This window comes from Staphylococcus americanisciuri, assembly GCF_024814435.1.
GTDB lineage: Bacteria > Bacillota > Bacilli > Staphylococcales > Staphylococcaceae > Staphylococcus > Staphylococcus americanisciuri.
In genome coordinates, this window is the sequence record NZ_JANUXY010000003.1 from 208742 (window position 1) to 230421 (window position 21680).

Genomic DNA, 21680 nt, shown 5'->3' on the forward strand with positions numbered 1-21680 from the left:
TACGTCAGTTCTCTCCCCTTTTCTTCTATAAAATATTGTATAATCTTCTGCATACATAAAATAAATTCAGCGCAGAATTTTCTGAAAAAATATATCTTTTTAATTCAAAAAATGTTATAACTGATTTAAGACTTTTCAATCAACTTAAAATATTGGTAAAAGGAGCTGAGAAAGATGCTTAAAAAGTTGGCGCTATTGTTTTTGGCACTCGTCATTACAACGACCATCTCTGAGACATATTTAATTGCAGGCACATGGCAATATCTGCTCATGCAATCATTTTCACTCAGTATCATTGGTTTTTTCATTTATAACTATGTCGTATTTCGTCTAGAAGAGAACAAGGCATCCTCATCAGCTACCGTTCAACAAGAAGTCGATGAAGAACCTTTCCACAAAGGCATACTTGAAAAAAATAAAACTATTCAATAGATGATATATTTCATTAAGCATGAGACTGACTATTAAGCCGCCTATCCTCATGCTTTTTTGTTTTATATCAATCAAAATATATCAAATGACTGTATTTGTTTATATACGTTCTTTATAACTTAAGTGTGTTCCTTTAGATTTTGTCATGTAAATTCAGTCCTTTATTGATTTGATGTGGTAACCTCAATAATGACATGAACTTCACATGGCGTTTTTCTGTTTATAGATGGCTAAGTTGATTATAAAATCCACCTATTGCTTCAATTCATTCCCATAGATATAATCCCTATAACATAATCCTATTTTCATAATTTTCTCCTCTCCGTTTATCAAACAATAAAAATAAAGATGAGATGATATTGATCATAAATATTATCACAGTAATATCTACTATAAAAAATGATGTTATGGAAAAAAATAATATTGACAATACGTAGATTAAGTTCATCAATTGCAATAAATTTTTAAGTTCTGCTTGCCCATTTCTCTGAATAAACCACGCTCTAATATCAATTGTAATTGAAATACTTATTGTTATAATCATTGAAATCATAAATATTCTTAAGAAAAATAAAGTTTCATAATGCTGAACAATCAAATAAATAGATATCAATAATATATATGCAATATTTTTAAGTTTAAAATTATTGTTGAACTTTGAATCTTTTAAATATTTTAAATATAATATCGCGAAAATACCTGGTAGCATAAAAGTTATACTACTGTATGATGACATACCTTGTTCATTCAAATCTTTTATCAACTTAGGAATGGTAAATACAGATACACTGCCTAAAAATAATAGTGTTAAAATTAGATATTTACTATTTAATCTTTTTATAGATACAATAGAATCTATATTAGCACCTTTATTTTCGATATTCACTGTAGATAATATTAAAAATGTGAATAAAAGTATAAATGTATAGTGCCAAATAGATACATATTGGAAAAATGCTCCTAGCCCAAATCCTACAACTTTTGATGAAATTCTTAATAATGTGATACTTACAAGACCATTTCGTGCATTCTTTTCAAAATCAACTATTACATTTTCTAAACACAATAAATAAAGGTTAAAAATAAAACTACATAATACGTAAGCTATCAATAAGATAACATAATCATTAAATTTAATAACAAACAATAATTGTGTTATCAAAAATGAAATCATTCCCATTACACTAATATTTTTTGTGCTCATTCTTGTGAGTCTTCTTATATAATTAATATCTAAATAGATAAAGAGTTCTATTAGCGCATTTAATAAAACAACTGTAAATGGTGATAGATTAGTATACGAAATTATTTTAGTTGTACTAAAAGCATAAAACAAGCTTGAAGATAAAATTGTTAGTAGATAAATACCTTTTACTTTTTTTAAGTTCATCATTACATCCTCTAAGTCTTTTAAATAAATTCGTGTTTCATTTACTCTCTCAAATAAATATACTTTGCCATATTTTTGTACAGATAAATACAAATAATAATTATCACTATCTACATCTTTAAAACTGATTGATCATTCATATGGCTGTAACGAGCTAAAATCAACTCACATATACTATGTAATATTTTCAATTGATTTTGACTATAGGTAGCTATATCTCAAATGCCAGCAAAAACTTATCATATATTTTCATTTTATTTACTATCACAGTAATTAATTATGTCAGAATAAATAGAAAGAAGCGCCCAAAATAAATGCACGCTTTTCGAAATTAATCATAACAAGTATCATGTGCCATTTTCTCGTTGTTTTTCTCAATCTCTTTAACTACCATCATAGTATTGCCACTTTATTATATATTGAACGTTACAAATTTACCAAAAAATAACTGAAAAATCTATCTTTTTTTATTATTCGGAATAATATATAGAAGCAAGGACATTAAATTAACTTATTCTGGATACAATTATCTTAGGAGCACATATTCCAAGTTTCAAGAAACGTGTACTAGTGATGAAAAACTTACCTGAAAGATTGCAGAACATGAGAAAAGAAATTCTGGAAGACCTAGATTATCAGAAATGACACTAAAAGAAGAACTATCTTTTCTCTCTCCATTGGTGTAAGGTGTTTGTAATGGCTCATAGTTCCTCTTTGGGTATTGGAGTCTTCGCAAACACCATTATACCAAGACTATGAGTCATTATTTAATTGTTGTACTTAAAGTGTAAATTCAAGAATTATAAAACAAAAGCCCATACTCTTAGTTTTGAGTACAGGCTTGGATTACCTTAATTTCTCCTATATCAATCATAGAGGGAGAATTATTAAATTAATAGGCTTACGTAGGATCCATATTTCTCAAGTATTACTTACCTATTTCATATATTATTAACTTCTATGATCGTTAATATCGATAATTTTTGAACGATCATGTTTATATACTTTATCTAATTTTTTCATGTATTCATCAAATGTATGACCGTGGAAGACCCAGTTACGCATTTTCATAAAGATTGGCTTCACGTTCTTTTGATGTGTCGATGTTACATCTTTGCGTAAAATACCATCATTTACAAGCAACAACAACAAATCGGTAATCATATCATATGAAATAGCATGTTTCATCATCGTCAGCAACTCAACATTTAATTGTTCTGGCGTTACGTCAAATTTATTATCTTTAATCACATTTTGGTCTAGCCAAGATAAGAAATCGATCATATCTTCATCTGCTAAGCTGAAAACGTTCTTCTCGAAGTACAACATATCTTCTACTGTTTCAGGCATATAGTAATCCGCCTCTTTTAAGAAATACACAAACTCATCTTCTTCTAATTGTAATCCTAAAGACACAATTGCACCATTAACGATACGGCAATTAACATTTTCGGGCGCAACGCGTTCACAGCGCTTCACAAAACGCTCAATGTCCATCAATGTATTATCTTCATCTAAGTAAGTTTTAAAGACCTTTTGAAGTTGTGTGTAAGAATATAAGCCGTACAGATTCGTTGCCGCTTCAAACACTCGATACTTGCGAATTAAAGCTTGTAACGTTGTGTCTTTTTGTTCAATATAAGTACCAACACGCTCAGCAACCTCTACAGGTATTTCTAACACAGGTAGCCCGTCATCATCTTCATCTACATCAAATACCAAATAACAATCTGGGAATGTGATTGATGAAAAAAGCGGTAATATCTCTTCCCGATAATGATATGCCAACACAAATGCTAAGCGTTGATCATGACTCATTTTGTCAATTTGTTCCTTAATATATGTGTCTGTTACCAACTCATCAATAAAATGAATGAGCATTTCATCTTTTTTCATGCCAGAATAACCTTTAATGCCATGTGCTTTACACAATTCCTTGATATCATTCACAGTATTCTCTGACATCAATTCAATAATCGAATCGGGTTGTTCAGGGAAAATCCCCCGTTCCATCAGTGCTTGTTCAAACTGTGCGCTTTCTTCATCAACTAGCCCTTCTAATAAGCCTTCTAGGAAATCGTAATCTTTATCCATATCCTCACCTATTCATTTATCATAATATCTTCATTGTACAAAGTTGCTTATCTTTTGTGAAATATTTTTAGTGAATTACACAAAGAATGATGGCATATATCCAAATACTATACACATATTAAAATTCATTCCTAAAATTTTATCATTTGTCAAATAAATACATGTGATTGAATAATTAAATTTTGTCGAAATTATATCTAAATAAAAGACAATTTTCGACAAATGTAAAACGTTTTCAATGTTTGCGTGATTTTGTTCACAAAGGTTGTTATACTGTATTGTGAAATGATGAACAAAACTAAATGGAGGTATAACATATGATTAAAGAACCAAAGAAACAAACTAACGCATGGGCTGGTTTTAAAACTGGTCGTTGGACACGTAATGTAGATGTGCGTGAATTCATTCAACTTAACTTCACAGGGTATCAAGGTGATGATAGTTTCTTAGCTGGTCCTACTGAAGCAACAACAAAATTATGGGATCAAGTCATGCAACTATCGAAAGAAGAACGTGAACGTGGCGGTATGTGGGATATGGATACAAAAGTCCCTTCAACAATCCTTTCTCACGATGCTGGTTATCTTAACCAAGAATTAGAACAAATTGTCGGCGTTCAAACAGACAAACCATTCAAACGTTCGATGCAACCATTTGGTGGTATCCGTATGGCGAAAGCTGCATGTGAAGCATATGGTTATGAGCTAGACAAAGAAACAGAACATATCTTCACAGAATATCGTAAAACACACAACCAAGGTGTATTCGATGCGTACTCTAAAGAAATGTTAGCATGCCGTAAAGCAGGTATCATCACAGGTCTTCCTGATGCATACGGTCGTGGCCGTATTATCGGTGACTATCGTCGTGTTGCATTATACGGTGTAGACTTCTTAATGGCAGAAAAACAACGTGACTTCAATTCTATTTCTTCTACAATGTCTGAAGATGTCATTCGTCTACGTGAAGAAGTATCTGAACAATACCGTTCATTAAAAGAATTAAAAGAACTTGGTGAACGTTATGGCTTCGACCTTAGCCGTCCAGCTGAAAACTTTAAAGAAGCTGTTCAATGGTTATACTTAGCATACCTTGCAGCAATCAAAGAACAAAATGGTGCTGCAATGAGTTTAGGTCGTACTTCTACGTTCTTAGACATCTATGCTGAACGTGACTTACAAGCTGGTACAATTACTGAATCTGAAGTACAAGAAATCATTGACCACTTTATCATGAAACTACGCCTTGTAAAATTTGCGCGTACACCTGACTACAATGCATTATTCTCTGGTGACCCTACTTGGGTAACAGAATCTATCGGTGGTGTAGGTATCGACGGACGTCCAATGGTAACGAAAAACTCATTCCGCTTCTTGCACTCTTTAGATAACTTAGGTCCTGCGCCAGAACCAAACTTAACAGTATTATGGTCTACACGCTTACCTGAAAACTTCAAACGTTATTGTACGAAGATGAGTATCAAAACTAGCTCTATCCAATACGAAAACGATGACTTAATGCGTGAAAGCTATGGCGACGACTACGGTATCGCATGTTGTGTATCTGCTATGAAGATTGGTAAACAAATGCAATTCTTCGGCGCACGTGCTAACCTAGCGAAAACATTATTATACGCAATCAATGGTGGTAAAGATGAAAAGTCTGGCAACCAAGTCGCACCAAAATTTGCACCAATCGAATCTGACGTATTAGATTACGATGAAGTATATGCACAATTTGATGAAATGATGGAATGGCTTGCTGGTGTATACGTTAACTCATTGAACGTTATCCACTACATGCATGATAAATACAGTTACGAACGTATTGAAATGGCATTACATGATACAGATGTTCATCGTACAATGGCAACTGGTATCGCTGGTTTATCTGTTGCAGCTGACTCATTATCTGCTATCAAATATGCAAAAGTACGTCCAATCCGTGACGAAAATGGTCTTGTCGTAGATTTTGAAACAACTGGTGATTTCCCTAAATATGGTAACAATGATCCACGTGTTGATGACATCGCTGTTCAATTAGTTGAAAGCTTTATGAGAAAATTACGTAAGCACAAAACTTACCGTGATTCTGAACATACAATGAGTGTCTTAACAATCACTTCAAACGTTGTATACGGTAAGAAAACAGGTAACACACCAGATGGACGTAAAGCAGGCGAACCATTTGCACCAGGTGCTAACCCAATGCACGGTCGCGACGCAAACGGTGCATTAGCATCATTATCATCTGTAGCTAAATTACCTTATGACTGCTGTAAAGACGGTATCTCAAACACATTCAGTATCGTACCAAAATCATTAGGTAAAGAGGCACATACACAAGAACAAAACTTAGTAAGTATTTTAGATGGTTATGCATTACAACATGGTCACCACCTAAACATTAACGTATTCAATCGTGAAACATTATTAGATGCAATGGAACATCCGGAAGAATATCCACAGTTAACAGTTCGTGTATCTGGTTACGCTGTAAACTTCATCAAGTTAACACGCGAACAACAACTAGACGTTATTTCTCGTACATTCCACGAATCAATGTAGTAACAAGGTTGTGAGAAAAGCGGTTAGTGTTTGTATAGAACTAGAAAAGTGTTTTACTATGAACACTACTGCTTTTCGAACACTGATAATAATTAATAATGATAGGAAATAGAGGGATTTACTATGCAAAAGGGGCACATTCATTCAATAGAGAGTTTGGGTACTGTAGACGGCCCTGGTCTACGTTATATCATCTTTACACAAGGTTGCTTATTGCGCTGCTTATACTGTCATAATCCTGATACATGGAAAGTAAATGAGCCGTCAAGAACTGCAACATCTGATGAACTCGTAGCTGAAATTACACCGTACCTCCCTTATTTCCAAGCATCTGGAGGTGGTGTTACAGTCAGCGGTGGTGAACCCCTCCTCCAAATGCCATTTATTGAAGAGTTGTTCCAGAAGTTACAAGCCAAAGGTATTCATACATGTATTGATACATCACTTGGCTGCGCGAATGACTCAGAAGCTTTTAGAAAACATTTCGACCAATTGCTCCCATATACAGATCTATTAATGGTCGATATTAAACATATTGATAATGAAAAGCATAAACGCTTAACTGGAAGACCTAACACCCATATTTTAAAATATATTCAGTACTTAGCTGATAAAAAGCAGCCAATCTGGATACGCCATGTCCTTGTGCCAGGTCTCACTGATGCCCCAGAAGACCTACGTACACTCGGCGAATTTATTAACCAGCTCGGCAATGTAGAAAAGTTCGAGCTTCTGCCTTACCATCAACTCGGTGTTCATAAATGGGAAGCACTCGGCATTCCATATGAACTTGAAGATGTCAACCCTCCAACAGATGAAGAGGTAGAGTCAGCATATCGTTTGGTAAACTTTAAAGGTGTTACCCCCTTAACACCTCTCAGCTAACACTGTCATAATTGATACACTCCTACTTATGTTATAAATACAATAAACCGCTATACGCAAATCCCCTGTGCGTGTAGCGGTTTTTAGTTGTTATTTTTAAACTTCCTCATTCGCAGTAAATCGATAAATGTCTGGTTTGTACAGTTTAAGTACTTTGCAGAATAATGTATTGACGATGAAGCCAACAATTAATGGAATAATGATAAAGACAAACCCTGCCAATAATACATTCGTCAGTGTATCATGCGGTAAAAATTCCAATGACTTGATTGGGCCAACCAATCCTACAATACCAAACCCTGCTGTTTCCTTCGTTCCTTGGATACCAACAAGCGCACCTACTGCACCCGTTATACCAGCTGTCAGTCCTATAGGTAATAACAGAATAGGATAGCGAATAATATTAGGCATCATCATCTTCATACCACCCAAAATAATAGCAATAGGCACACCCAACTTATTCACACGCAATGTCCCAATAAACAATACAACTGCCGCTGCAGCAACACCAATCGCTGCCGCACCTGCTGCCAATCCTGAAATACCAATCGCTAGACCAACAGCAATCGTTGATACAGGAGAGACGATAATAAAAGAGAACAGAATGGCAATTAAGATGCACATAAGCACAGGTTGTAGTGTCGTCAATGTATTTACTAAGTTACCAATCGCCAAAGTAATCTTACTCACATAAGGTAACGTCAATGTACCAATAAGACCTGGAACACCCCCGACAATAATCGGCAACAATATAATCGTCAAACTACCCAAACGACCTTTTAAAGCAAAGACCATCAACACTGCTATAGAAGCTGTTAGCATTGTATTAATTAAGTCACCAATCCCAACAATTTGCCAGCCTGTTTCGGTTGCTTGTGCCGCTCCTGAACCCACATAAGCTGCTGCACCAACAATCGCTGTTTCCATTGGATTAAGCTTAAATTGAAATGCGATTAGGACTCCTACCATTAATGGCAAGGCAAACTGTATTCCTAGTACGACATGATGCAATGTACCAAAAAATGCAATATCCTTGCCTAAGTATTGAAATAGTCCACCTAACACCGCATTCGGAATAAGACCTACGACGATGGCAACTGCCAAACCATTTAATACATTAAACGTAAATTTCTTGAATGTCATTTTTTCATTTGTTTTACCTTCCATAAATACGCCTCCCTAATTTTTTACTTATCGTTATTATACGCTATTCATCGCTATTTTTTACGATTATTTTGACAAAACAAATATTTATTTCTGAATTTCACGCAGTAATTTTTTAATTACGATTTATTGTTCAAGAAAAGGCTGCGCTATTAAACCAATGATTTTCAAATGCCAATGGAAGCATACTGTATATAATTTTTAGAAACACACGCACATGTGTAACTTGAAAACCATGTACGCTCCAAAAAGTAAGTATGTTTAGATTTTGAACACGCGTTGTTAATGATATTGGCAGTAGCTGATTGAAATGTGTATGTGCTGAACAAACTCTCCACACTTCTATTGAGTCTTGTCAGGGCACTATCTAAAATATATCCTGAGAGGGCAATTATTTGAATAACGCATTGATGAAAGACTTTTTTAGATTACGCACACAAGCAATGTTTTACATCGAAATTTAAACATTTCAACCAATTAGAACAAGAATTCATCATTATATTGATTTTTATAATAACGAAAAAATTAAAGGTTCGTCTCCTAAAAAAACTTAGAAAACAAACCTTTAATGTAATATACTAAAGTACAGCTTTTGGGTGCACCTCATTTTTTCTTTTACAGGTACGATTTTTTATCATGTAGCCCCACCAGAAGCAGCTGCATTTTGTGTCATTTCATGATATTCAAATGCCACATGGAATAAGAGAATCAGTAACATTGCTGGATAAGATTCAGGATTTAAAGAGAGTGTATGTTCCGTTCTGATTTTAAAGTAACTTGATTTTGACTTCAGCACTTCAACATCACGTTCATCTGTTACCGTCATGCTATGTGATAAGACGCCCATCTGCCACGACAATGTTTCCCCTTGTGATGGGATATAACATAATCTTTGACGCCAAAAACTCATCTTCACTTTAAATTCACCAATTAATTGGTGATTATGATACACTTCCCAAATAGGACAGAAGTACGAACGGAATGATTTTTGACGATGAACGTAATAAAGGTCTTTCCCATCTGTAACTTCATACTCTTGCTTTATCGAACTTAAAAACTTCTTTACATTACGTGCATTCTTTTTATGTAATACACGTAACATCATCACATGCTCACCTTGTTCGTTATAAATAGGCATCTCTTTCGATGATGCATCCCAAAAATTGTCCTTATAATGATACGTCTTCATAACCATCACCTCTTACTTGTTATTTGATAAAAACGCGCCATATTTTCTGACCATCTCGTTAGCGCATCCTGTCCTTGTGCAAGCGCTTCTGCTAATGACATCGGTCCAGATGACAAACTGTAAACCGCATCGATACCATGATCGAATACTGCCTCATAACCGTCACCGATCGTTCCTGCCACCGCAATGACCGGCTTATGATAATGTTTCGCCGCCTGAGCTACACCCACAGGCGTCTTACCGAATGCCGTCTGCCCGTCAATGCGTCCCTCACCTGTCACGACCAAATCACAATTTAACGCATAGTGTTGAAAGTTCGTCACATCTAGCACAATATCAACACCGCTACGTAATGTGACAGGTAAGCATGCCAATAATGCCGTTCCCAAACCTCCCGCAGCACCTGCTCCCGGTATCATTGCAACATCTTTTCCTACATCACGTTGGATCATTGCATGATAGTGTGTCAGTGCTTGCTCGAGTATTGGGAACATTTCTTCGGTTACCCCCTTTTGCGCACCATAAACTGCTGTTGCACCCGATGACCCGAGTAACGGATTCGTCACGTCACATGCAACCTCAATGTCAATTTGCGCTAAACGGGGATCTAGATGCGTCATATCAATGTAGGCAAGCTGTTGTAACGCCGCACCACCGAATGGCAACTCATGCCCTTGTGCATCACATAACTTAACCCCCAGTGCTTGTAAAAAACCCGCACCACCATCATTCGTTGCGCTACCACCAATGCCGATAATCAAACGAGTTACGCCACGATCCAATGCATCACGTACAAGCTCTCCCGTACCATATGTAGTGGCTACAAGCGGATTTAATGTTTCAGGAGTCAGTAAATTCAACCCCGACGCTGCTGCCATTTCAATAATTGCCGTTGTTCCACCAAATGCCAAGCTGTACGCAGCATCTACGCTTTCTCCTAATGGACCTGTTACTGTTGTAGTAATCCACGTCCCATGTAACGCATCATGTAAAGATTGTGTAGTTCCTTCACCACCATCTGCCATGGGCACTTTATGATAAGACCAAGTATCTCCCATAACCGAACGCCAGCCACATTCAATAGCTTCCGCCGCTTCCATCGCTGTCATACAACCTTTAAATGAATCAGGTGCAATTAATAATCGTTTCATAAGCCAACACCTCTTTGTTGTTTATTACTTTAATTATATCGTTGAAAATTATAAATTACAGTTAATTTGTATATGAAAAACTTTTATCGCTTATATGCATCTAGATTTGATAGTTGTTGATTCACATAACATGCATATTTTGACAATCAAGACAAACATAGTTAGAGCTCGAAGGAATTGAACATCATTGTAAGTACTATTAACGATAGCTAAGCGAAACAGTATAAACTTTTACTAACGTATAAAGTTTCTGTAGTACACCAAAAATTTACCAAAGTACAAAAACCTATCAAAAATGCAGCTTCTTTCATAAGTTTAAGATTTATTATCTCCTTGCTCCATCACATATTAAAACGTTATACATACAAAATGTAATATTTTACAACAATTGCTAATAAAAAAGACTTATGAACACGTTAATGCTCACAAGTCTTGACTATTCATTATGCTGCTTCAGCGACGTAAATACTACGTTTCAACCATTGACCTGTGTTCGAATCATAGTCATCACATGTAATCAATGTAAGCTGGTCTTTATCTTTTTTCATCTCATCTAATACTTGCACTTCGCTTGGATCTACATTTTTAATCGATGTAATCTTATATTTTCTTACATCTTTACCAACAGTAAATGTTACTTCATCACCTTTTTTAGCTTTATGTAAGTCTGTAAACTGATTGTATAAACTATAATCCGTATGTCCTGCGATAGCAATGTTTTGATCAGACAACGATTCGTCTTCCTCAGCAAATGCCACGCCACGACTTAACTGTTCTCTTGTAGCCGGTCCAGGATATACCGCTTCTTTAATATTTACAGATGGCACACGCAGCACACCCACCACTTTTGACTTATCTTTCGGTATTTCTTGAGTCACTTCTTTTTTAGACTCATACTGTTCAATCTTTTGATCTGTCTCACGCTGCGCAAAATAACTATCAATCTTTGGCTTAAACACTAAATATAGGCCACCAAGAATTAACACCAATCCAATGAATGGAATTAAAAATTTTTTCACTTGCTCCATGATTTTTCCTCTTCCGTTCTTTAATATGTAGCACCATTCTACCATACAATATGTAAAATACCTATATAAATAAGCCTTGCACAATATATAAGAAAAGAAGGCAAGCCTTGTCGAAAAGCTCTACTCAAATAATAATAACAGCAATCTCAACTTTATCAGGCTTTGTAGCGCTTCCTAATCATATTATTTTAATTCGTCAAATGGGCTTTCACCGTCAAGTTATTACCCATGCCGGGCGCACCAAAAAAAGCTAGGACATTGCACGTATCCTAGCTCTTACATCTCTATTATGCTTTTGATTCGTCTTTGATTAATGGCTCGTCAGGTTTAACGAAGAACCATAATACAATCGCAATTACAACTAAAATTAACATTAAGCGTAAAGTTGTTGACCAACCTATCATCGTTGCAAGGTAACCTGCAAGGATTGGACTTAACATCGCACCGATATTACCCCATAAGTTCATCCAACCTGATACTGTACCTGCAAAGTTACGTCCTAAATCTGTCGCAGATGCCCAGCTCATAACCATTGATAAGCCGATACCACTTAAACAGAATGACATCCAGAAAATGTTCATTGTTAGTGTTTGTGCTGATACGGCAAAGTTCAATGCAATACCGAACACAACGAAACCTACAATAGCGATAGATGCACGTGCGATGAAACGTGATTTTCCAGAACTTAAAATCTTGTCTGAAATTGCGCCACCTAACATGATTACGATGAACATCATAAACCATGGAATCCCAGCGATTTTACTCATTGTTAAGTTATCAATATGGAATGTCTCCATCAAGTATGATGGTAACCATATTAAAAATAGTGTAATCGCAAACTGTACAATAAAGTATTGTGCTGCAATGGCATAAAAACTGAAACGGCTGAAGAAGATACCCCATGGCGCTGATGATTTTTCTGTTGAAACCACATCGCGATTCTCCATAATAAATTGTTTCTCTGCTTCATTGACCATTTTGTGGTGTTCAGGTAAGTCTTTCGCAATAATGATCCATAACAATGCAATCATAAAACCAATCGCACCGAAAATATAGAATACTGCTTGCCAGCCAAATGTATTATAAATAGCAACTGTAATGAATGGTGCTAATACTGGTCCAAAATATGATCCAGCTAATAACGCACTTGATGCACGCCCTTTTTCATTTTTGCTAAACCAATGTGTATTAAATACTGCATGTGACGGATACATCGGTGCTTCCCCAACACCGAATAAGAAACGTACTAAGTACAGTAAGCCGTGGTTTTTCACTAATCCAGTTAAGATTGTGAAAGCACTCCACCAAACTAATGCAATCGAAATCATTTTCTTAGGTCCAAACTTCTCTGCCAAGAAACCTGCAGGCACTTGCATAAGTGCGTATCCTAGTGAGAAGAACGACGCTAAAAATCCGAATTGCGTCTTTGTTAAATGTAAATCTTCCATCATTGGTACTGCGATATATGAGATGTTTGCTCTGTCCATATATGCAATAACCCCGATCAAGAAGAAAATCCCTGCAAACATCCAACGGACATTTGTTCTTTTCTTGCTCATTATTTTGCCCCCGCTTTCATTAGGTCATCTGATGACCATTAAAATTAGCAATTTGAATATACCACAGGTGGAAAACGTTTACAAGAAAATTTTTAACGTTTAAATACAAATATTTATTTGTGCATTTTATCACAATTAAAATAGTGTCATCATAATCTTTTATCATTTTTAAAAGTCAAATAGTGTAATGAACTCTTATGTTTAATTACTATTTTATAATAGTAATTACTTTGATAATATACATAGATGCCGCCTTTTAGGAATGAGAGATCACTTCATGGTGATACAGAAATTCCATTTACCAATGCTACTTGTTTTCTAAATATTTCTCTTCATCTCTCGTGAAAGTTAATAAAATTTCTACCATTCATAAATGTTGTTAATTAACGTCTTGTGTATAATATGGTTTAATAGAATATGGAAGCGCTTAAAAATAAAAATATGACTTATAAGAGGTGGCAATTCAATGCATTCAGCAAAAGAAACAGAGCTTAAGAGACAGTACCTTGACTTGCTCGCTGAAAAATACGATTCAGAAGAAAAAGTGGCAACAGAGCTGATTAGTTTGGCGTCAATTTTGGAGTTACCTAAAGGGACTGAGCATTTTGTCAGTGACTTACACGGCGAATATCACGCCTTCCAACACGTATTGCGTAATGGTTCTGGTAATATCCAATCTAAAATTCATGATATTTTTGACAATCGCCTCTCTGAAGAGGATATTAATGAATTGATTGCCTTAGTATATTATCCAGAAGACAAAATTAAACTCATCAAATCAAACTTTGACTCAAAAGACACACGCAATCAATGGTATGAAGATACAATTAAGCAATTATTAGAATTAGTTACTTACACATCATCGAAGTATACACGATCAAAGTTAAGAAAAGCTTTACCTGAGCAGTATGTGTTTATCATTGAAGAATTGCTGTATAAATCGAATCGCTACAACAACAAAAGCGACTATTATTCTACAATTATTCGTCAAATAATTGATCTGAATCAGGCCGACAAGCTAATTACGGGCTTATCAAATACAATTCAACGTTTAGTTGTCGATCACTTACATGTTGTCGGTGATATCTATGATCGTGGCCCACATCCTGATAAAATTATTGACACTTTGATCGATTATCATTCTGTCGATATCCAATGGGGCAACCACGATGCGCTATGGATGGGTGCTTACTCGGGTTCTAAAGTCTGTCTCGCCAACTTACTACGCATTTGTGCCCGTTACGATAACTTAGATATTATTGAAGATGCTTATGGCATTAATTTACGTCCGTTATTGACATTGGCAGAGAAATATTATGATGATAATCCTGCTTTTCGTCCAAAGAAACATCCAGAGAAGGCTCCTTCTCCATTAGAACAACTTCAAATCACAAAAATCCATCAGGCAATTGCGATGATTCAATTCAAACTCGAAGCACCCATTATTAAACGCCGCCCAGAGTTCGATATGGATGCGCGTCTATTATTAGATCGCGTTAATTACCGTGAAAAAACACTCGAAATCAACGGAACTGTTTATCCATTAGAAAATACGTGTTTCAAAACGGTTGATCCAAGAAACCCTACTGCTTTACTGGAAGAAGAACAAGAAGTCATCGATCGACTACTCATCGCATTCCAAGAATCTGAAAAACTACGTCGTCATATAGATTTCTTAATGAAAAAAGGCACTTTATATTTACGCTATAATGGTAACCTACTCATCCATGGCTGTATTCCTGTTGATGAAACAGGCGCAATGGAAGGCATGGTAATTGATGGAGAGTATGCTTCCGGACGTGCATTAGTAGATGCTTTTGAAGAACATGTTCGTCACGCATATGAACATTTAGATGAACAAGATGATATATCAACAGACTTAGTATGGTATTTATGGACGGGTAAATACTCATCTTTATTTGGAAAACGTGCGATGACTACTTTTGAACGCTATTTCATTAAAGATAAAGCAACGCATAAAGAAGAGAAAAATCCATACTACCATCTACGTGAACAAGAATCTTATGTAAAAGCTATGCTTAAAGAGTTTGACATGGATCCAGAACAAGGGCGTATTATTAATGGTCATACACCTGTCAAAGAACGCGATGGTGAAGATCCTATTAAAGCCAATGGCAAGATGCTTGTTATTGACGGTGGATTTTCAAAAGCTTACCAGTCCACAACTGGTATCGCTGGTTATACTTTACTTTATAATTCATTTGGGATGCAGCTTGTAGCTCACCAAGAATTCAATTCTAAAGAAAACGTCTTAAAAACTGGTGAAGATGAATTGTCCATTCGCCGCGTGGTAGATGAAGAACTAGAACGCAAACTCATCAAAGATACCAATAAAGGAATGGAATTACAGAAAGAAATTGATATGCTCAAGGAACTCATGACTTATCGTTATATGAAGTAATTAAAGTTTAAAAATGGCAGAGAGATTCACACAAAATAGCGTAAAACCAAAAGCTATTGTTAATGTGAACTTCTCATACGTCAAGGCAGCCTTATTGGAGCACTATAGAAGTATTTGCTAACGCATAATATTCTATAGTGCTCCTAAAATTTTAACGAAAGTCTAGGAGAGAAAATATTGCTTGTTGAATACTGACTATCTTCACATCTTTTTCTCACTTTGAATAAAATATCTATAATCCCCCCTTTTCTTTACTACACTTGTAACCCTTCCACACAAAAGCTATTATAAAATATCAAACAGCATCATCATCTATTCTATTTTTTGTTTCTTATTTAAAAACTTTATAAATCATTTACTTTGAATTTCTTATTGTTTTTTGTTGTATTTTTTTAATTCGAGTAGATTTTTGTAAGCAAAAGATGTAAAATTTTATAGTGCGATTCTAAACTATATCAATCGTACCATTTCATAAACAAACGTATGCTTGCTATTTTTATGTTATATATCTACTTAAAGTAATCATCTTAAAGGGCAATCACTATTTATCATTATATGAAAATAGTGTGACAGAAATGATATTTTACATTTTATTTTAATTTGTACTATAATAACGAAAGCGTTTACTTATGAAGTGAATATACTGGAGGGGTTATATGTGATAGAAATCCTAGAAAAAATTAACGGGCTCTTATGGGGTGCCCCAAGTTTAATTTTGTTATCTGGGACAGGTCTCTTTTTGACCTTTGTGTTAAAAGGCATGCAATTTACTAAACTATTTCATGCTTTCAAACTTGCTTTCGTCCCAGATAAAAAAGATGCCGAAAGCGAAGGCGATATTAGTAACTTTAAAGCTTTGATGACTTCACTTGCCGGAATGATTGGTAACGGGAACATCGCAGGGGTAGCGACTGCAGTAACGCTAGGTGGTCCTGGTGCGGTCTTCTGGATGTGGGTTGTTGGTTTACTTGGGATGACAACAAAATATGCCGAGGCACTGTTAGCGATGAAATATCGTGAACAAAATGCCAACGGTGAATTCTCAAGTGGTCCAATGTACTACATAGAAAAAGGGCTAGGATCTCGTTTCAAATTTCTAGCAGTCGCTTTTGCGATGTTTGGCGCTTTTGCTGCTCTAGGTATCGGAAACAGTGTACAGTCTAACACGATTGCTGATGTTATGACTAACTCATTCAATATTAATGGCTTTATTACAGGAATTATTTTAGCCATTTTGATTTCATTGATTATCTTTGGTGGTTTGAAACGCATTAGTAATGTTGCTGGTGTTTTTGTTCCAATGATGGCTATTTTCTATATTGGCGCATCCGTAACAATTATCATTATTAATTATGACAAGATTATCCCAGCTTTTGGTTTAATCTTCCAATATGCTTTTACACCTGTATCAGCTGCAGGGGGCTTCACAGGTATTATGGTTATGCAAGCCGTTCAAAACGGTGTATCAAAAGGAATTTTCTCAAACGAAGCTGGTTTAGGAACTGTTGCTTTAATCTCAGGTAATGCGAAATCAGGGCATCCTGCGATTCAAGCACTCGTTGCGATGACAGGTACTTTCATTGTAACGATTGTTGTATGTACAATGACTGCGCTTGTTTTACTCGTAACAGGTTTCTGGGATCCAAGCGGTGGCTTACTGTCTGGTGTCCCACATGATCCAAAACTAGAAGCAGGTGCCTTAACAAGTGTTGCTTTTGGTTCTAGTTTAGGCGTATTAGGTGAATATGTGGTTTCATTATCTGTTATCTTTTTCGGATTCTCCACAATCATTGCTTGGTTTGTATACGGGGCAAAATGTTTCGAATACTTATTCGGCGTAAAATACGTAATGTTATATGGCGTTGTTTATGTTGGCGCAACATTTTTAGGAACAGTTGCAGATTTACGTACAGTTTGGCTTTTTGCTGACGTCGCAAACGCATTAATGATGATTCCTAACTTAATTGGTATCTTATTGTTATACAAAGTTATTAAGCAAGAAACAGATGATTATTTCAGACCGTCTATTCATCAAGCATAGGCATATACAAAAACGACCACCGCTAAATGTGTGGTCGTTTTTGTGTACGCATTCTTATTACATTAACTCTCCTCGCAACTGTAACTGATACAAGTTATAGTAGATGCCACGTTGTGCGAGCAATTCATCATGTGTGCCACGTTCTGTAATAACGCCTTTGTTCAATACGAGGATTTGATCGGCATCTTGAATGGTCGATAAGCGATGTGCAATTGCCAATGTTGTACGACCATGACGCATTTTTGTTAATGATTGCTGAATTGCTTCTTCTGTCTCGGAATCAATATTGGCGGTCGCTTCATCAAGTAAGAGGATTTTCGGATCCATTGCCATCGTACGTGCAAAAGCAATTAACTGACGTTGTCCACTTGAAAAAGCACGTCCTTGTTCAATCACTTCATGCTCATAACCATCTGGTAAATGCATAATGAAGTCATGCGCATGTACAAACTTTGCTGCCGCTTCAACTTGTTCAAAGGTCATGGTTGGATGATACAAACGAATATTAGATGCGACAGTCCCATAGAAAATAAAAGGGTCTTGTAGCACGAGTCCAATATTCTGTTTCAGTATTTGGTGTGAATACTGCTTAATCGATACGCCATCAATAAAGATATCTCCGCGCTCGAACTCATAAAAGCGCATAAAGAGATTGGCAATCGTACTTTTACCCGAACCTGTATGTCCTACAAGTGCCACCGTTTGCCCAGGTTCGACTGTAAATGAAATATCATGTAACACATCATTCTTACCGTCATAACTAAAACTAACATTTTTAAATTCGATACGTCCTTGTTGAATCGTTGCTGTTTGATCGGCTTGTTGGCGTGGCGCTGCTGTTTCGTTATCCATCATATTAAATACACGACTTGCCGATACAATCGCTTGTTGGAAAATATTTAAGTTTTGACTCACTTGATTGACGGGCTCAAAAAAGCGTTGCATATATTGGATAAAAGCGTAAATCACACCGGCTGTAACAGTTTCACTAAAACTCAATATACCAAAATACGCTAAAATCATAACCGTCGCAAAAGTCGAAAGCATGGTCATTGCAGGCCGTAACATTAAACTATCCAAACGCACTGTCTTGATTGTCTGCTCATAATGTTCATCATTGATCTTACCGAATTCACGTCTTAATCGTTGCTGTTGATTGAACACTTGAATAATCTTCATGCCTTCAATCGATTCTGCTAACTTGGCATTCAAATCTGACAAGCGTTGACGTGTTGCATTAAAGTATACTGACGCAAGCCGACGATATAACGCTAATACGCCCACGATTAACGGTACAAAGATCATCGCAAAGAACGCCATGCGAATATCTAAAATAAACATCATAATAAAGCTAGCAATAATCATGAAAAAGGCTTGTAAAAAGGATGTTAACACACCGGTAAACATCTCGATAATCGCCTCGGTATCATTCGTTAATCTTGAAACAATACTGCCACTCGGTGTTTCATCAAAAAATGCCATGCCCAAACGTGTAATGTCATGAAAAGCATCAATACGCAATTGTTGAATAACTTTCAAAGCAAGATGTTGTAAATAATATACACTCAAATAAGTCGTAATGGCACCTATCATTTGAATGACAATAAAACCCATGAACAGCCAAATAACTTGTTGCCTCGTCATCGTACCATTCAACAAATAATCATCAATAAAAATCTTCACCATATACGGAATACTCATACTCGCAGCAATTGAGATACCAAGACTGATAAATGCAAAGGCAATGAGCTTTTTAAATGGCAATGTATAGCGTAACAATCGCAATAAGACTTGCAGCTGTTCCTTTGCAGATAGTTGCTTCGCTGTTTCATTAGAAAGTCTTGCCATCATGCTCACCCCTCTCTACTTGCTGTGTTAAATCTTCCCTCAGACGGGCTTGCATCGCTTGGGCATGGAAAGTCTCTGCATACCAACCACCCTGGTCAAGCAACACATCATGTGTGCCACGTTCAATAATCGTACCATCACGCATAACCAAAATCATATCGGCATGCATCACTGCACTCATGCGATGTGCTGTAATCATATTGGTTTTACCTTGACGTGTCTGTTTCAAATTGTGCAAAATAGCTGCTTCTGTTTCAGCATCCACAGCTGATAATGCATCGTCCAAAATCAATACTTCTGGATCCGTCATCAGTGCACGCGCAATGGATATCCGCTGTTTCTGACCACCAGATAACGATACACCACGTTCACCAACAACTGTATCATAACCATCAGGAAGCGCCATAATATCACGATGAATATGACTCAACTGACTCGCACGATAAAGGACATCATCCGTAACATCCGGTTGGCTGAACGCAATATTCCCACGAATGGTTGATGAGAATAAAAAGTGTTCTTGTGGCACATAGCCAAATTGTGCCCGTAGCTGATCCAATGCATAATCACGAATCGGTTTATCACCATATTGAATATCAGATGGTTGCGCAGTGTCGAATTCACGCAACAACAACCGTAATAACAAACTTTTACCTGAGCCGGTACTACCCACAATGCCAATTGTCATGCCTGGTACCAAGGTGAACTTAATATCGTGAAGACGCGGTGTTGAATCTTTAGGAAATTGAAAAGCTTGAATATCGAATGTAATATTTCCAGATGGCTTTTCTCCTGTATCACTACTTTCTTGTATGTCATTCTCCACTTGTTCAATTTGACGAATGCGATCATACGATGCATGGCCGCGCTGTACAATATTAAAGAAAAACCCTAACGCCAATAACGGCCATACCAGCATACTTAGATAAGTGGTAAATGTCACGAGCGCTCCAATCGTCAGTTCACCGTTCATTATCATCATAGCGCCAAATATCATGCTGAGTAAATAACTACTTCCTAATACTAACTGAATCGTCGGATCAAACAATGCATCAATCTTTGCGACGCGCATATTTTTGGATACAACATCATCACTCAACTTACGGAAATCTTCCTCATCGTCCACTTCATAACCGAATGATTTAATTACTTTAATCCCCGCAATACTTTCTTGTGTTTTATCATTCATCTCACTAAAAGATGCCTGTGCCTCTTTAAATGTTTTATGTAATAAACGTCCGTAATAATTCGTTGCCATAACAAGAATAGGCAGTGGCAAAATAGCAATAAGTGTTAGCTTAGGACTCACAGTTATCGCCATCATTGCCAACGTCATTCCCCCAGTAATGAGCGCATCCCCTATCGTCATCACACCAATACCTGCAGAACTTTGAACTGCACGAATATCATTAGTCGCATGTGCCATTAAATCCCCCGTACGATATTTTTGATAAAACGACGGGCTCATCAACGTATATTTAGCATATAAACGTTCACGTAATATGCGCCCTAACTTCGCACTTGCCCCAAACAACTGCATGCGTGAAATAAAACGTAATAAATACACCGCAATCCCTAACCCGAAAATAATAAGTAAATACATCACTAACAAACGAGGTGTTAAAGTTTTATTCGTAATATGGTCAATCACAAGCCCAATAATTTTTGGGGGCATTAAACTGCAAAATGTCGTTACAATCATCGCCGTAAATGCGATGATATAACGCTTTCTTTCTTGTTTTAAAAACCAACTCAACTCTCGAAACACCTTCATGCACATCACCTCCATACTGCATTTATCTCTACTGACGATTCATTAGAAATCACAATAATTTGTTGTATCTTCTATCATATACAAATTATCTCATGAGACAAAGCAATTGAGACTTATAGTTTTTTCTTATCTCTTA

15 protein-coding genes are annotated in these 21680 nt (G+C 36.3%); 6 read left to right on the plus strand and 9 right to left on the minus strand.

Features of this window, described 5'->3' with window-relative positions; all coding sequences use genetic code 11:
* Window positions 1-174 precede the first annotated feature (174 nt).
* On the plus strand, window positions 175-432 hold the full coding sequence (locus tag NXS11_RS04455) for a hypothetical protein (protein WP_259199314.1): 258 nt from the start codon (window positions 175-177) through the stop codon (window positions 430-432).
* Between the two features lie 286 nt (window positions 433-718).
* On the opposite strand, the gene NXS11_RS04460 is transcribed toward NXS11_RS04455, so the two are convergent.
* Together NXS11_RS04460 and NXS11_RS04465 are read right to left on the minus strand one after the other, a co-directional pair.
* Complete coding sequence (locus tag NXS11_RS04460; RefSeq protein ID WP_259199315.1) at window positions 719-1822, minus strand: hypothetical protein; 1104 nt, start codon at window positions 1820-1822, stop codon at window positions 719-721.
* Between the two features lie 951 nt (window positions 1823-2773).
* Window positions 2774-3916 (minus strand): Rho termination factor N-terminal domain-containing protein, encoded by a 1143-nt coding sequence (locus tag NXS11_RS04465; RefSeq protein WP_259199317.1) that lies wholly within the window; start codon window positions 3914-3916, stop codon window positions 2774-2776.
* A gap of 317 nt (window positions 3917-4233) precedes the next feature.
* Between NXS11_RS04465 and pflB the strand changes: the two genes are divergently transcribed.
* A complete protein-coding gene (pflB, locus tag NXS11_RS04470) occupies window positions 4234-6483 on the plus strand; it encodes a formate C-acetyltransferase (protein ID WP_259199318.1) in 2250 nt (749 codons plus the stop codon).
* Window positions 6484-6606: 123 nt separating this feature from the next.
* Window positions 6607-7368 (plus strand): pyruvate formate-lyase-activating protein, encoded by a 762-nt coding sequence (gene pflA / locus NXS11_RS04475; RefSeq protein ID WP_259199319.1) that lies wholly within the window; start codon window positions 6607-6609, stop codon window positions 7366-7368.
* Between the two features lie 96 nt (window positions 7369-7464).
* Here pflA and NXS11_RS04480 read toward each other — a convergent pair whose 3' ends face one another.
* Window positions 7465-8535, minus strand: a complete 1071-nt coding sequence (locus tag NXS11_RS04480; RefSeq protein ID WP_259199320.1) for a PTS sugar transporter subunit IIC — start codon at window positions 8533-8535, stop codon at window positions 7465-7467.
* A gap of 473 nt (window positions 8536-9008) precedes the next feature.
* On the opposite strand from NXS11_RS04480, the gene NXS11_RS11170 reads away from it, so the two are divergent.
* Window positions 9009-9086, plus strand: coding sequence for an IS3 family transposase (locus tag NXS11_RS11170; protein ID WP_506005048.1), 78 nt, complete (start codon window positions 9009-9011; stop codon window positions 9084-9086).
* 80 nt (window positions 9087-9166) lie between these two features.
* Here the strand turns inward: NXS11_RS11170 and NXS11_RS04485 are convergent, their stop codons facing one another.
* From NXS11_RS04485 to NXS11_RS04500, 4 genes are all read right to left on the minus strand, one after another.
* Window positions 9167-9721, minus strand: a complete 555-nt coding sequence (locus NXS11_RS04485; RefSeq protein WP_259199322.1) for an LURP-one-related/scramblase family protein — start codon at window positions 9719-9721, stop codon at window positions 9167-9169.
* Window positions 9722-9726: 5 nt separating this feature from the next.
* Window positions 9727-10872: a glycerate kinase family protein gene (locus NXS11_RS04490; RefSeq protein ID WP_259199324.1), complete on the minus strand. Its 1146-nt coding sequence runs from the start codon at window positions 10870-10872 to the stop codon at window positions 9727-9729.
* A 443-nt stretch (window positions 10873-11315) separates the two neighbouring features.
* On the minus strand, window positions 11316-11900 hold the full coding sequence (locus tag NXS11_RS04495; protein WP_259199325.1) for a class A sortase SrtA: 585 nt from the start codon (window positions 11898-11900) through the stop codon (window positions 11316-11318).
* Between the two features lie 287 nt (window positions 11901-12187).
* Window positions 12188-13459, minus strand: a complete 1272-nt coding sequence (locus NXS11_RS04500) for a pyruvate MFS transporter (RefSeq protein WP_259199326.1) — start codon at window positions 13457-13459, stop codon at window positions 12188-12190.
* Window positions 13460-13925: 466 nt separating this feature from the next.
* On the opposite strand from NXS11_RS04500, the gene NXS11_RS04505 reads away from it, so the two are divergent.
* Window positions 13926-15881 carry a fructose-1,6-bisphosphatase gene (locus tag NXS11_RS04505; protein WP_259199329.1) on the plus strand — a complete coding sequence of 652 codons (1956 nt, stop codon included), beginning with the start codon at window positions 13926-13928 and terminating at the stop codon, window positions 15879-15881.
* Window positions 15882-16539: 658 nt separating this feature from the next.
* Window positions 16540-17922 carry an alanine/glycine:cation symporter family protein gene (locus tag NXS11_RS04510; protein ID WP_259199332.1) on the plus strand — a complete coding sequence of 461 codons (1383 nt, stop codon included), beginning with the start codon at window positions 16540-16542 and terminating at the stop codon, window positions 17920-17922.
* A gap of 57 nt (window positions 17923-17979) precedes the next feature.
* Here the strand turns inward: NXS11_RS04510 and NXS11_RS04515 are convergent, their stop codons facing one another.
* Window positions 17980-19770 (minus strand): ABC transporter ATP-binding protein, encoded by a 1791-nt coding sequence (locus NXS11_RS04515; RefSeq protein WP_373319376.1) that lies wholly within the window; start codon window positions 19768-19770, stop codon window positions 17980-17982.
* Window positions 19754-21544, minus strand: coding sequence for an ABC transporter transmembrane domain-containing protein (locus tag NXS11_RS04520; protein WP_259199334.1), 1791 nt, complete (start codon window positions 21542-21544; stop codon window positions 19754-19756). The genes NXS11_RS04515 and NXS11_RS04520 overlap by 17 nt, the downstream gene beginning before the upstream one ends.
* Window positions 21545-21680 lie beyond the last annotated feature (136 nt).

What these genes read in the sequence shown, in the direction of transcription:
- NXS11_RS04465 (WP_259199317.1), bottom strand. Translation starts at nt 3,916, where the DNA reads ATGGATAAAGATTACGATTTCCTAGAAGGCTTATTAGAAGGGCTAGTT.
- NXS11_RS04490 (WP_259199324.1), bottom strand. Translation starts at nt 10,872, where the DNA reads ATGAAACGATTATTAATTGCACCTGATTCATTTAAAGGTTGTATGACA.
- NXS11_RS04485 (WP_259199322.1), bottom strand. Translation starts at nt 9,721, where the DNA reads ATGAAGACGTATCATTATAAGGACAATTTTTGGGATGCATCATCGAAA.
- NXS11_RS04500 (WP_259199326.1), bottom strand. Translation starts at nt 13,459, where the DNA reads ATGAGCAAGAAAAGAACAAATGTCCGTTGGATGTTTGCAGGGATTTTC.
- NXS11_RS04480 (WP_259199320.1), bottom strand. Translation starts at nt 8,535, where the DNA reads ATGGAAGGTAAAACAAATGAAAAAATGACATTCAAGAAATTTACGTTT.
- pflB (WP_259199318.1), top strand. Translation starts at nt 4,234, where the DNA reads ATGATTAAAGAACCAAAGAAACAAACTAACGCATGGGCTGGTTTTAAA.
- NXS11_RS04460 (WP_259199315.1), bottom strand. Translation starts at nt 1,822, where the DNA reads ATGAACTTAAAAAAAGTAAAAGGTATTTATCTACTAACAATTTTATCT.
- NXS11_RS04515 (WP_373319376.1), bottom strand. Translation starts at nt 19,770, where the DNA reads ATGGCAAGACTTTCTAATGAAACAGCGAAGCAACTATCTGCAAAGGAA.
- pflA (WP_259199319.1), top strand. Translation starts at nt 6,607, where the DNA reads ATGCAAAAGGGGCACATTCATTCAATAGAGAGTTTGGGTACTGTAGAC.
- NXS11_RS04520 (WP_259199334.1), bottom strand. Translation starts at nt 21,544, where the DNA reads ATGAAGGTGTTTCGAGAGTTGAGTTGGTTTTTAAAACAAGAAAGAAAG.
- NXS11_RS04505 (WP_259199329.1), top strand. Translation starts at nt 13,926, where the DNA reads ATGCATTCAGCAAAAGAAACAGAGCTTAAGAGACAGTACCTTGACTTG.
- NXS11_RS04495 (WP_259199325.1), bottom strand. Translation starts at nt 11,900, where the DNA reads ATGGAGCAAGTGAAAAAATTTTTAATTCCATTCATTGGATTGGTGTTA.
- NXS11_RS04455 (WP_259199314.1), top strand. Translation starts at nt 175, where the DNA reads ATGCTTAAAAAGTTGGCGCTATTGTTTTTGGCACTCGTCATTACAACG.